General features: G+C 70.5%; 12 protein-coding genes and 1 pseudogene. 6 read left to right on the forward strand and 7 right to left on the reverse strand.

Annotated elements, in window-relative coordinates:
• Positions 1–61 precede the first annotated feature (61 nt).
• From OG293_RS19330 to OG293_RS19340, 3 genes are read right to left on the reverse strand one after another with little or no spacing between them, the layout of a single operon-like run.
• Positions 62–880 carry an ABC transporter permease gene (locus OG293_RS19330; protein ID WP_406000022.1) on the reverse strand — a complete coding sequence of 273 codons (819 nt, stop codon included), beginning with the start codon at positions 878–880 and terminating at the stop codon, positions 62–64.
• On the reverse strand, positions 877–1,839 hold the full coding sequence (locus OG293_RS19335) for an ATP-binding cassette domain-containing protein (protein ID WP_406000023.1): 963 nt from the start codon (positions 1,837–1,839) through the stop codon (positions 877–879). Before OG293_RS19335 ends, OG293_RS19330 begins: the two co-directional genes overlap by 4 nt.
• A 15-nt stretch (positions 1,840–1,854) precedes the next feature.
• The gene (locus OG293_RS19340) at positions 1,855–2,526 is read right to left on the reverse strand and encodes a DUF4097 family beta strand repeat-containing protein (protein WP_406000024.1); all 672 of its coding nucleotides are present in this window, start codon (positions 2,524–2,526) and stop codon (positions 1,855–1,857) included.
• A gap of 220 nt (positions 2,527–2,746) precedes the next feature.
• Between OG293_RS19340 and OG293_RS19345 the strand changes: the two genes are divergently transcribed.
• Positions 2,747–3,499, forward strand: a complete 753-nt coding sequence (locus OG293_RS19345) for a helix-turn-helix domain-containing protein (protein WP_406000025.1) — start codon at positions 2,747–2,749, stop codon at positions 3,497–3,499.
• A 124-nt stretch (positions 3,500–3,623) separates the two neighbouring features.
• Here the strand turns inward: OG293_RS19345 and OG293_RS19350 are convergent, their stop codons facing one another.
• Positions 3,624–4,802, reverse strand: coding sequence for an FAD-dependent oxidoreductase (locus OG293_RS19350; protein WP_406000026.1), 1,179 nt, complete (start codon positions 4,800–4,802; stop codon positions 3,624–3,626).
• Between the two features lie 146 nt (positions 4,803–4,948).
• Positions 4,949–5,446 carry a hypothetical protein gene (locus OG293_RS19355; protein WP_406000027.1) on the reverse strand — a complete coding sequence of 166 codons (498 nt, stop codon included), beginning with the start codon at positions 5,444–5,446 and terminating at the stop codon, positions 4,949–4,951.
• A gap of 248 nt (positions 5,447–5,694) precedes the next feature.
• Here OG293_RS19355 and OG293_RS19360 point away from each other — a divergent pair.
• Positions 5,695–5,844, forward strand: a pseudogene (locus tag OG293_RS19360) (heme-binding protein); the annotation flags it as partial.
• A gap of 41 nt (positions 5,845–5,885) precedes the next feature.
• Entirely contained in the window at positions 5,886–7,295 is a 1,410-nt protein-coding gene (locus OG293_RS19365) for a M1 family metallopeptidase (RefSeq protein WP_406000028.1), read from the forward strand.
• 73 nt (positions 7,296–7,368) lie between these two features.
• Here OG293_RS19365 and OG293_RS19370 read toward each other — a convergent pair whose 3' ends face one another.
• Complete coding sequence (locus OG293_RS19370; RefSeq protein WP_406000029.1) at positions 7,369–7,944, reverse strand: TerD family protein; 576 nt, start codon at positions 7,942–7,944, stop codon at positions 7,369–7,371.
• A gap of 178 nt (positions 7,945–8,122) precedes the next feature.
• Here OG293_RS19370 and arfB point away from each other — a divergent pair, with 178 nt between their 5' ends.
• Entirely contained in the window at positions 8,123–8,548 is a 426-nt protein-coding gene (gene arfB / locus OG293_RS19375; RefSeq protein WP_406000030.1) for an alternative ribosome rescue aminoacyl-tRNA hydrolase ArfB, read from the forward strand.
• 87 nt (positions 8,549–8,635) lie between these two features.
• On the opposite strand, the gene OG293_RS19380 is transcribed toward arfB, so the two are convergent.
• Positions 8,636–9,190 (reverse strand): flavin reductase family protein, encoded by a 555-nt coding sequence (locus OG293_RS19380; protein WP_406000031.1) that lies wholly within the window; start codon positions 9,188–9,190, stop codon positions 8,636–8,638.
• 400 nt (positions 9,191–9,590) lie between these two features.
• Here OG293_RS19380 and cdgB point away from each other — a divergent pair, with 400 nt between their 5' ends.
• Together cdgB and OG293_RS19390 are read left to right on the forward strand one after the other, a co-directional pair.
• Positions 9,591–11,231, forward strand: coding sequence for a diguanylate cyclase CdgB (gene cdgB, locus OG293_RS19385; RefSeq protein ID WP_406000032.1), 1,641 nt, complete (start codon positions 9,591–9,593; stop codon positions 11,229–11,231).
• Between the two features lie 88 nt (positions 11,232–11,319).
• Positions 11,320–12,285, forward strand: coding sequence for a carbohydrate-binding protein (locus OG293_RS19390; protein WP_406000033.1), 966 nt, complete (start codon positions 11,320–11,322; stop codon positions 12,283–12,285).
• Positions 12,286–12,432: the final 147 nt, after the last annotated feature.

Below are 12,432 nucleotides of genomic sequence, written 5' to 3' on the forward strand. Positions count from 1 at the left end.
GGTGTACGCCGCCCTCGGGCGGGACGAGTCTGCGGGAGGTGGGCCCGCGTTGTCATGGCGGTTATTTCGGGTCGTCGTTGAATTTCGAGGTCGACCAGAGGTAGCCGAGCACCGTGAGGCCCAGGCACCAGCCGACGGCGAGCCATCCGTTGTTGCCGATCTCGGTGCCGAGCAGCAGGCCGCGCAGGGTCTCGATGGCGGGCGTGAACGGCTGGTACTCGGCGACCGGCTGGAACCAGCCCGGCATCGCGTCGATGGGGACGAAGGCGCTGGACAGGAGCGGCAGCAGGATCAGGGGCATGGCGTTGTTGCTGGCGGCCTCGGCGTTCGGGCTGATCAGGCCCATGCCGACCGCGATCCAGGTGAGCGCCATGGCGAAGAGCACGAGCAGTCCGAACGCCGCGAGCCACTCCAGGACGGTGGCATCGGTGGAGCGGAAGCCGATGGCCACGGCGACGGCGCCGACGAGGACCACGCTGATGACCGACTGCAGCACGCTGCCGATGACGTGTCCGATGATCACGGAGCCGCGGTGGATCGCCATCGTGCGGAAGCGGGCGATGATGCCCTCGGTCATGTCGTTGGAGACGGAGACCGCGGTGCCGACCACGGTGCTGCCGATGGTCATCAGCAGGAGGCCCGGGACGATATAGGCGATGTAGTCGGAGCGGTCCGGATCGCCGCCGCTGATGCCCGCGCTCATGGTGTCGCCGAAGACGTAGACGAAGAGCAGCAGCAGCATGATCGGGGTGAGCAGCAGGTTCAGGGTGAGGGACGGGTAGCGCCGGGCGTGCAGGAGGTTGCGGCGCAGCATCGTGGAGGAGTCGCGTACGGCGAGGGAGAGCCGGGTCGGGCGGGCGGGAGCCAGGGGAGAGCTCATCGGACAGCCTCCTTGGGCTGGTTGGGGACGCCGGCGCCGCCGGTCAGGGCGAAGAAGACGTCGTCGAGGTCGGGGGTGTGCACGGTCAACTCGTCGGCCTCGACGCCGGCCGAGTCCAGCCAGTCGAGGATGGAGCGCAGTTCGCGCTGGCTGCCGTCGCTGGGCAGCTGCAGGGCGAGGGATTCGTCGTCCCGGGAGGCCTCGCGCAGCTCGATGGCGGCGCGCTGGTACGTGGACGGGTCGGTGAAGCGGAGCCGGACGTGTCCGCCGGGGATGAGTCGCTTCAGCTCCTCGGCGGTGCCCTGGGCGGCGATCATGCCGTCGTGGAGCACGGCGATGCGGTCGGCGAGTTCGTCGGCCTCCTCCAGGTACTGGGTGGTGAGGAAGACGGTGACGCCGTCGGAGACGAGTTCGCGGATGATCTGCCACATGTTGTGCCGGGAGCGCGGGTCGAGGCCGGTGGTCGGCTCGTCGAGGAAGATGATCCGCGGATTGCCGACCAGGGTCATGGCGATGTCGAGGCGGCGCTTCATGCCGCCGGAGTAGGTGGAGGCGGGCTTCTTCGCGGCCTCGGTGAGGTCGAAGCGCTCCAGCAGCTCGGCGGTGACCTGCCGTCCCTCGCGCTTGGAGAGGTGGTGCAGGTCCGCCATGAGGAGCATGTTCTCCTCGCCGGTGATCAGGCCGTCGACGGCGGAGAACTGTCCGGTGACGCCGATCGCGGCGCGCACGGCGTGCGGGTCGGTGGCGAGGTCGTGGCCGCCGACGTCGATCCGGCCACTGGCGGGGTCGGGGGAGATGAGGGTGGACAGGATCTTGACGGCGGTGGTCTTGCCGGCGCCGTTCGGGCCGAGCAGGGAGAAGACCGTTCCTTCCGGGACGGCCAGGTCGACGCCGTCGAGGACGGTCTTGTCGCCGTAGGACTTGCGCAGCCCGTTCGCCGCGATGGCCAGGTTGCTCATGAGGGGTCCTCCTGCTTACAGGCTGCGGGCGGTGATGTCGCCGTAGGCGGTCGTCGCGTGGATGTTCAGGCCGGCGGCGCCGCCGTCGGTGTTCTTGAGCGCGTTGTGGATCCGGCCGTAGCTGGTGCCGGCGTCCAGGGAGGCGGAGACTCCGTGGGCGGCGCCGGCCGAGATCTCGCCGTGCTCGGTGCGCAGTGTGACCGTGCCGCGCACGGCTTCGGTGATGTGGATGTCGCCCTTTTGGGTGCTGATCTCCGCGGGGCCGCCCAGGCGGCCGACCGAGACGTCACCGGCGAGGAGGGTGAGGCGGGCGCTCGCGGCCTCGTCGAGCTTGACCGAGCCCTGCGCGCCCTCGAAGGCGACATCGCCGAGCCGTCCGACGCCCCGGAACTCGGCGCTGGCCGCCTTCGCCTCGATGCGGGAGCCGGCGGGCAGTTGGACCGTCACCTCGATGGATCCGGAAGGGCCGAGGATCCGGTTCTTCGCCGGTGAGGCCTCGATCCGCAGGACACCGTCGCCGTATGCGACCTCGGTCTGCTCCGCCGCCCTCACGTCGCGGGCCTTCGAGGCGTCCGCGGGCAGGACCTCGACTGCGGTGTCGGCCCGGTCGGCGGCGATGAACCGGATGCGTCCCGCGGGGATGTCGAGGACGGCCGAGACGGGGGCGGGGGTGTCGAACTTCTGCATTGTGCTCTCCTTCACCTCTGTTTCTGATGATGGAAACGCTACGTTGCATTCATAGATCTGCCAACAGAGTCGTTGCGCAGAATTGCCATAGATGCAGGTAGAAGCTGAGATTTCGTTGCAATGGTTTTGAGTCTAATGCAACAACCCCCACCCTGTTCGTTGCAATGGATTGAGGGTGAACGCTATAGTGGAGACACCGAGGACCACGAAGGAGACCGCGATGCCGGGAGGCAGACTCACCCAGCAGGAACGCCAGCAGATCGCGCTGGGACTGGCCGACGGCCTCGCCTACGCGGAGATCGCCAGACGCCTCGACCGTCCGACCTCGACGATCACGCGCGAGGTGATGCGCAACGGCGGCCCCACCGCCTACCGCGCCGACCTCGCCCACCGCGCCACCGAACACCGCGCACACCGCCGCAGGCAGGCCGCGCCCCGGGGCCCGAAGACGCCCCCGCAGGCCCACGGACGCGACGCCGAGGCGGTGCGCGAGTACGAGGAGATGTTCACCACCGTCCTCATGCAGTCGGGCCTGCCCAAGATGATGTCCCGGGTGCTGGTCTGCCTCTACACCACCGACGCGGGCAGCCTCACCGCGTCCGAACTCGTCCAGCACCTCCAGGTCAGCCCGGCGTCCATCTCCAAAGCGATCGCGTTCCTCGAGGGCCAGGACCTCGTCCGCCGGGAACGCGACGAACGCCGCCGCGAGCGCTACGTCGTCGACGACGACGTCTGGTACCAGTCGATGATGGCCAGCGCCCGGTCCACCACCCAACTCGTCGAAACCGCACGGCAGGGCGTCGGCGTCCTCGGCCCCGGCACCCCGGCCGCCGCCCGCCTCGAGAACATCGCCCGCTTCCTCGACTTCGTCTCCGAGAGCATCACCCGCGCCGCGGAGCAGGCCCGCGACGTCCTCTACACGAAAGCCGAAACGACCTCGGGCGGTACTGCCGAGCCAGGTTCAGATCGCTGATGGACAGCCGTCTTGATGGTCACGGCCATGGTCACGGCCATGGGAGGAGGATGGCGTGCACGGCGGGCTCCGGTGTGGTCGTGGGCTTCGGGGACCCACCGCTTCGGGGATCCACCCTTCAACCTCAGGTCCGCTTGAGGTCAAGCGGCTCCGTGGTGCGCCCGGCCGCGAGCAGGGCGAGGGAGGCGGCTTCGAGGCCGCTGTTGAAGGAGACCTCTGAGAGCAGGCCGGGAGCCGCGACCTGGTCGCCCGCGAGATAGATCCCGTGACCGCGGTCGATGGCGGGCCGGTCCCGCCAGGTGGTGCCCGGCAGGTCGACCGCGCCGGTCCGGCCCTGCGCGAGGGCCTCGCGCCGCCAGAGGGTCCGTTCGCGCCAGCCGGGAAAGCCGAGGTCCAGCAGGGCTTCGGCATGCGCGACGCCGTCCGCCTTGGACCGGCCGGGGGCGACGGGCAGCTGGCCCTGGACGAGTTGCTGCCGGGCGGGTGCGAGCGAGGGGTGCTGGGCGGTGAACCGCTCCAGCCAGCCCGGTGCGTCGAGGTCGCTGACGACGAACGGATCGCCCCTGCGCGTCCGCAGCGCCAGGTCGATCAGCGTCGTACGGCCGCTCTCCCAGCGCAGCGAGTCGTCGCCGAGCAGACGGCGGGCCGCGTCGAGCGATGTCGCGACGATCACCGGCCCGTCCCGCTCGGGCAGCGCGTCGACGCGTGAGGTGGTCTCGATCCGTACGCCGAGGTCCCAGGCGCGGGCGACCATCCGGTCGCTGAGCTGCCCCCAGCCGCCTCGCGGGTAGTGGGCCTCGGGAGGCAGCGCGGTGGCGCGCCGCAGCCGCTCCTGCACGAACGCGGCGGAGAGCGAACCCGGGTCGTGGTGGAAGAGGGCGACACCCATGAAGTGGGCGGCGGCGCGGGCGCCCTCCGCGCCGACCTCGGCGGTCGCCCAGGTGGTGAAGTCAGCGTCCACCGGGGCCTGTTCGGGGCGGCGGCGGGCGAGCCTGAGCATCGCGAGCGGTGGGGTCCGGCGGAGGGCGCCTCCGCGGCGGAAGCGGAAGCGTGCGCCTTCTCGCGGCGGCAGCGACGCCATCGCGCCGAGCAGGCCCCGCTGCTTGAGCCAGGTCCAGTGGGGCCCGCGGAGGTAGAGGGCGTGCGGGCCCTCGTTGGTCCTGTAAGGCCCCTCGCTCGTGCGGGCCCGGCCGCCCGGCGTGTGGTGGGCCTCGTACAGGCGGACCTTGGCACCCGACTCGGCGGCGGTGATGGCCGCGGTGAGGCCGGCGAACCCGCCGCCGATGACGGTGATCTGGTGCATGGCTGTCTCTCCCTTGGGTCCCCGTGGGTCGCTCTCGAGGAAGGGACGGAACGCGGGCCCCGATCTGTGACATCGGGTCGCCGGGTCGCCGGTGTGCCGAATGCGTCGGTGCGCCGGTCGGCGGTACGCGTTTCCAGGTGAGCCCGCTACACGCGGGGGAAACGGGCCTGCAGATCCCAGACGACGGGATTGTCGGCGAGCCCCTCGTGCAGATCGGAGAGGTCCGCGATCAGGTCGTGCAGGAAGTCGCGTGTCTCGCGGCGGAGCTCGGCGTGGTTGAAGGTGAGCGGCGGCTCGTCGCCGGGCATCCAGTCGGCCTCCACGTCGACCCAGCCGAAGCGCCGCTCGAAGAGCATCCGGTCGGCGGACTCGGTGAAGTCCAGCTCTGCGTACTGCGGCTTGGAGGCGCGGCTGCCGAGGGGGTCGCGGTCGAGGCGCTCGACGATGTCGCACAGGGCCCAGGCGAAGTCGAGGACCGGAACCCATCCCCAGGCTGTGGAGACCTCGCGGTCCTCCTTGGTGTCGGCGAGGTAGACGTCCCCGCAGAAGAGGTCGTGCCGCAGGGCCTGCACGTCCGCGCGGCGGTAGTCGGTCTGCGGGGGGTCGGGGAAGCGGCGGGAGAGGGAGTAGCCGATGTCGAGCACGGGCTGATGGTGTCACGGGGGAGGGGAAGCCGGGCGGGGAGGGGCGGCGGGGGCGGCGGGGGCGGGAAGTGCTGACGTACATGCCGGGGCCGGAGGGGCGGCGGGGGCGCGGGGGCGGGAAGTGCTGACGTACATGCCGGGGCCGAAGGGGCGGCGGGGGCGCGGGGGCGGGAAGTGCTGACGTACATGCCGGGGCCGGAGGGGCGCCGGGCGGGCCGAGCCGCTTGAGGACCGCGGACGGTGCGGGTCGTCCCGTACCCGGCACGTTCTTCCTCACGGGCGGCGCCCCGGTGCGGTCCAAGGGCGCCCCGATCGCGGGCATCGGCGTGGCCGGAGCGCCCAGCGGTGACCTGGACGAGCGGTTCGCCCAGGCAGGCGTGGCCGCACTTGGCCGATAAGCGCACCATTGCGCGCACAGGCCCCCCATAGGATCAAGTGCGTGGATCTGCGACGCCTCCTACGTGCCCTGACGCCCGCCGCCGCCCTGCTGCTCCTTGCGGGCAGCACCGGCGGCGGCGCGGGAGTCCACGGAAAGCCGGGTGCGTCGGGGGTGCGCGACCCGCTGTTCCGCGGGCTCGGCAACGGCGGTTACGACGTCGGGCACTACGCCCTGACCCTCGACTACGACCCTGCGACGCGCCGCCTCCAGGGCACCGCGGAGATCACCGCCCGCGCCACGCAGGCTCTGAGCGCCTTCAACCTCGACTTCCGCGGGTTGACGGTGGACGGCGTCACCGTCGACGGCGAGAAGGCCGCCGTGAACAGGGCCGGCGACGAGCTGACGCTGCGCCCGCACCGCGACATCGACAAGGGGGCGACCTTCCGCACGGTCGTCCGCTACTCCGGCGAACCGGAGGAGATCGTCGACGACGACGCCGAGGACCCCCGGGATCGCTCCAAGGAGGGCTGGCTGAAGACCCCGAACGGCGCGCTGGCGGTCGGCGAACCGGCCGGATCGATGACATGGTTCCCCGGCAACAACCACCCGAGCGACAAAGCCGTGTACGACATCACCGTCACCGTTCCCAAGGGGCTGACGGCGATCTCGAACGGGGAGCTCCGGAGCGAACGCAGTACGGGCAGCCGCACCACCTTCGCCTGGAAGTCGGACAGGCCGATGGCCAGTTATCTCGCCACGCTCGCCATCGGCCGGTACGACCTGCGCCGCGGCACGGCGGGCAGGACCGGCCCGCAGATCATCACGGCCGTGGACCGGGCCGTGGCCGGGGAGAGCGCCGAGGTTCTGGCCCGTGTCCCCGAGGTCATGGAGTGGGCGAAGGACAACTTCGGCCCGTACCCCTTCACGTCCATCGGCGCGACCGTCGTCCCGCAATACCAGATCGGGTACGCCCTGGAGACCCAGAACCGTCCCGTCTTCCCGATCGAGCAGTTCGATGTCGAGACGCTCGTCCATGAAGTCGCCCACCAGTGGTACGGCAACTCCGTGTCGCCCGCGACCTGGAAGGACATGTGGCTCAACGAGAGCTTCGCCCAGTACGCGGAGTGGATCTGGCTGGAGGACTTCGAGGACACCCCCCTCCAGGAGAGCTTCCAGGAAGCCTTCGACACCGAGGAGAACTGGGCCTTCCCGCCCGCCGATCCGCCGTCGGGGGCGGAGGTCTCCGATCCGCCGGTGTACGGGCGCGGCGCGATGGTGCTGTACAAGATCCGGCAGAAGGTCGGCAAGGAAACGTTCCAGGAGATCCTCACGGGCTGGCCTGCGACGCACCCCTACGGCAATGCCTCGACCGCCGACTTCACGGAGTACGTGGAGGAGGAGTCCGGCCAGGATCTCAGCGAGGTGTGGAACACCTGGCTGTACGGCACGGAGAAGCCCGCCCGGCCGTGACGGGACGCGGCGGAAAGCCCCCGGCCACGTGAGTTCACGTGGCCAGGGGCTTGCTCCTGCTGCCCTGCGGACGTCAGATGCTGACGCCGAAGTCGCGGGCGATGCCCTCAAGACCCGAGGCGTACCCCTGGCCCACGGCGCGGAACTTCCACTCCGCGCCGTTGCGGTACAGCTCGCCGAAGACCATGGCGGTCTCGGTGGCGGCGTCCTCGCTCAGGTCGTAGCGCGCGAGCTCGGTGCCGCCGGCCTGGTTGACGATGCGGATGTAGGCGTTGCGCACCTGACCGAAGTTCTGGCTGCGGTTCACGGCGTCGTAGATGGAGACCGGGAAGACGATCTTGTCGACGTCGGCCGGCAGACCCGCCAGGTTGACGTTGATCTGCTCGTCGTCGCCGCCGCCCTCGCCGGTGCGGTTGTCACCGGTGTGGACGATGGTCTGGTCCGGCGTCGCCTTGTTGTTGAAGAAGACGAAGTGGGCGTCGGAAGCGACCTTGCCGCCGGGGTTCACGCCGATGGCGGAGGCGTCGAGGTCGAAGTCGGTGCCGGTGGTGGTACGGACGTCCCAGCCGAGGCCGACCGTGACGGCGGTCAGGCCCGGTGCCTCCTTGGTGAGCGAGACGTTGCCGCCCTTGGACAGGCTTACTGCCATTGGGATGTCCCCTTCGTGATCGACTGTGCGGGCTTCGAACCCTCCCGAAGCTACCGTCAACCGTCATAACGCAGGCAGGGGACTGCGAGGTTCCACCCGTGTCCGGTTTCTTTGCGCGGACGGTACGCCCCCCGAAAAACGGGTGACGCGGACCGCACGGGCACGCGACCATGGACCCATGTCCGGGCCCTACATCATCCGCGGTTCGGTCTCCCTGCCGGAGGCCGAGCTCATGTGGCGTTTCTCGCGGTCGTCGGGTCCGGGTGGCCAGCACGTCAACACCAGCGACTCGCAGGTGGAGCTCCGCTTCGACCTCGCCAAGACCGAGGCGCTCCCGCAGGTCTGGAAGGACCGTGCGCTGCAGCGGCTGGCGAGCCGGACGGTCGGCGGTGTCATCTCCGTACGGGCGTCGGAGCACCGCTCGCAGTGGCGCAACCGTGAGACGGCCGCCGTGCGGCTGGCCGCGCTGCTCGCCGAGGCGACGGCGCCGCCGCCTCGGCCGCGGCGGGCGACGAAGATTCCGCGCGGGATCAACGAACGACGCCTGCGGGAGAAGAAGCAGCGGGCCCAGACGAAGCGCGGTCGCAGCGGCCACGACTGGTAGTCGCCCGGACGTTCCGGTCCCCGGGTCTGATCCGTGGGCCCGCCCTCGCCCCCGGGTCTGATCCGTGGGCCCGCCCTCGCCCCCGGGTCAGCCCAACTGGCGGTAGCGGCCCCGGAAGTACGTCAGCGGATCGCCGTCCCCGCTCCCGAGGCCGACCCCCAGCACCCGGCCGATCACCAGCGTGTGGTCGCCCGCCTCGTGCCGTTGCTCGGTGCTGCACTCCAGCGTCGCGAGCGCGCCCCGGACCAGCAGCGCCCCGCTCACCTCGCCCCTCGTGTACGGGATGTCCTCGAAGAGGAGCCGGTCGCTGACCCGGCCCTTCATCGCGAAGCGCCCGGCGATGTGCCGCTGGCTCTCCGCGAGCACCGAGACGCCCCACAGCGGCTGTTCGGCGAGCAGGTCGTCCATACGTGAGCCGTTGCGCAGGCTGACCAGCACCAGCGCAGGGTCCAGCGACACCGACATGAATGCGGTCGCGGTCATGCCGACGTCCTCACCGCGCGGGCCGTCGTCGGCGTCGTGCGCGGTGACCAGCACCACACCCGCCGCCAGCCGGGACATGGCGGCGCGGAACTCCTCGTTGCTCACCCCCTCAGCATGGGGGATGGCAACAACGGCGGGTGAAGGGGTCGTCGGCAACACACGAGGAACGCTAGTGTCGGCCGTCCCTCGCCCGCATCGGGCCAGGGGACCAGGCCAGGTCACGGAAAGGTCCTAGTACCCGCAGGCGGCCCTGGCCCGGCCCCGGCCCCGCCCCGCCCCGGCCCGCTCCCGGCCCGCTCCCGGCCCGCCCCCGGCCCGGTCCCGGACTCGTCTCGGAGCCGCGTCCGAAGCCGAATTTGCGACCAGAAAGCAGTGGGCCGGTAGGGTCCTCCGGGCACAACCTCTCAGCACTCAATGTGACTTGAGTCACAGAGTGGAGTAATTGTTGACCCTGTGTACCGAGTGGACAGCTCGCTGTGATTCAGTGGCCGTGATACCGCAACAAGAACGCCGATGAGAACCCTGGAGTTTGCTGTCGAGGTCTCGGGGAGAGCGAGCAATGGAGACCGAGTCGGAGCCCTACGTCCGTCTTGCGACCCTGCGGCAGCTGCATCAGGTGGTCGCGGACCTCAACACGGCCCGGAGCCTGGCGGACACTCTGCAGACCGTGGCGGACGGCATCGTCGCGGGACTCGGCTACGAACTGGCCTGCGTCAATCTCGTACGCCCCGACGGTGACCTCGTCGTCGCCGCGTTCGCCGGCAGTGCCGCCGCGGAAGCCCTGATCACCGGCCGGGTCGGCTCCCGCCCGTCCTGGGAGCGCCGCCTGTCCATGGGGGAGGCCTGGGGCGAGCTGAGGTTCATCCCGCACACCGAGGGCTGGGTGCTCATCGAGGACGACGTCCCGCAGTGGCACACGGAGGGCCCCGATCCCCGCTTCGACGACGAGTGGCATCCGCAGGACCGTCTTTACGCCCCCATGTACGCGTCGGGCGGCGGCCGTGAACTCCTCGGTGTGATCTCCGTCGACCGCCCGCGCAACGGACGTCGCCCTGGCCCCTGGGGCCAGGAAGCGCTCCAGATGTACGCATCCCAGGCTGCGATTGCGATCAGTAACGCTCGGCTTCGAGCAAATATGCAACGGGCCCTGGTCCGGCTGGAGCGGGAGCAGCAGGCCCTGCGCGCCAGCGAGGAGTCGTTCCGGCAGGCCTTCGAGTACGCGCCGAGCGGTATGGCCATCGCGGAAATGGGCGGCGACCAGCACGGACGGCTGCTGCGCACCAACGACGCGCTGTGCAGGCTGCTCGGCAGGCCCGCGTCCGCGATGCGCCGCTACTCCTTCGCGGACCTCGTCCACCCCGAGGACGTCGGCACGCTGCTGCGTACGTCCGCCGAGGGAGGCCGTGCCGAGCTGCGCCTCGGCCGCCGTGACGGGACCTACGTCTGGGTCTCGCTCCGTAACTCCGTCGTCGCGGACACCGCGGACGGCCCCCGCTTCCTGCTCACCCATGTCGAGGACATCGAGGAGCGCAAGCGCAACGAGCTCCAGCTCGCGCACCGGGCCAGCCATGACGCGCTCACGGGCCTGCCCAACAGCGCGGAGCTGCGCGCCCGGCTCAGCGCCCGGCTGTGCGAGCGGCCGAACGCGGCGCGCGAAACGGCCATCGAGGCGATGGACGCGGCGTACGGCGACGAGGGCGAGAGCATCTTCGGCAACGACGGCTTCGACTTCGAGACGACCGAGGTGGCCTACGACCACCATGTGCACACGATCGCGCCCGACGGTGAGATCGACGACGGCACGAAGGGTCTCGCGGTCCTCTTCTGTGATCTGGACGGCTTCAAGTCGATCAACGACCGGTTCGGGCACCAGACCGGTGACGCCGTGCTGGTCGAGGTCGCGCGCCGGCTCACGACCGGGGTGCGCGAGGGGGACACGGTCGCCCGGCTCGGCGGTGACGAGTTCGTCGTGCTCGCCGACGGTCTGGGCGCGGCGGACGCCGCCGACCTGGCCGTTCGTCTGCGGAACGCGATCATTCTGCCGATCCGGGTCGGCGGGCGCGGGGTCCGCGTCGGGGCGAGCTTCGGCATCGGCTGGGCGAGCTGCGGGATGTCGGTCGAAGAGGTGCTGCAATCGGCCGACCAGCGGATGTATGTGGAGAAGCGGTCCCGGGCGAAGGTGCACCGGAGGGCCGGTTGAGGTCAACACCACCCAATGGGTTACTTCGAAGCGGGTAGGCTCGCCCACGTCGGCGACGTGCTGACGACATGGTGAGGAGTGACTAGGGATGACGGCCGCGAACAACGGCGCGAGCACGCCCGAGGACGACGATCCGTTCGGCTACCTGTACGAGGACGGCCGGGCAGCGGGCGCCACACCCCCCGGCCAGAGCCGCGGATACGGCTACCCGGGTCCCGCCGCGCAGCCGGGGGTCCCCAGAACGTCGTACAACCAGGTGCGGACGGTCGGCGAGCGTCAGTACGGCCAGCAGGTCCCGCAGCAGCAGGCGTACGGCCAGCAGCACGGGCAGCCGACCGCGCAGTACGCGGCCCCCGAGACCTACCCCGGCGGCGCTCCCACCCGGCCGGTTCCACCGCCAGGCAACGGCGACGGTCATGGCGGCGGGCGCAGTGGCGGCCCCAACACCAAGGGCCTGCTGATCGGCGCGATCGCGGTGGTGGCCGTGGTCGTCATCGGCATCGCGGCGGCGCTGATGTCGAACGGCGGCGAGAAGGACAAGGCGGGCGACCAGCCGGGCGGCACGGGCGGGACGAAGGGCGGGCAGTCGGTGAAGCCGAAGCCGGAGCCGTCGGCTTCCGACGATCCGGCGGAGCTGCCGCAGCAGGACGCGGCAACGCTCCAGCTGGGTGCGCCTGCCGCGCTCGCGAAGGACATCAAGGGCGCCAAGGGCGCGGGCGGCGCGTATGTCTCGTTCAACGGTGTCGGCGGGTCGGCCAGCTGGTCGGTCAAGGTGCCCGAGGGCGGTGAGTACACCTTGTTCATCACGTACGGCGTACCGGGCAAGGACGCCAAGACCTCGCTGACGATCAACGGCGGAACGCCCCGCTCGATCAACATGTCGAACTTCGCGAAGGCCGCGGAGGGCGACTGGGAGAAGGGGTGGACGCGCACATATGCCTACGTCAACCTCGAAAAGGGCAAGAACGACCTGAAGATCTCCTGCGAGCAGGGCGATCAGTGTGAGGCGTATCTCGACCAGGTGTCCCTGGCGAAGGGGCACGCCAAGAGCTGAGCCACGGACGGGCGGATGCCGCGTTCCGCGCCGCTCGGGGACCACGAGGTGGGCCGTCGTGACGACGGCCCACCTTTTCAGTGCGCGACCGGCGACCGGCGACCGGCGGACGGCGGACGGCTCAGAGGAGCCGCAGGAACCCCCGCG

The organism is Streptomyces sp. NBC_00829 (assembly GCF_045161795.1).
Lineage (GTDB): Bacteria > Actinomycetota > Actinomycetes > Streptomycetales > Streptomycetaceae > Streptomyces.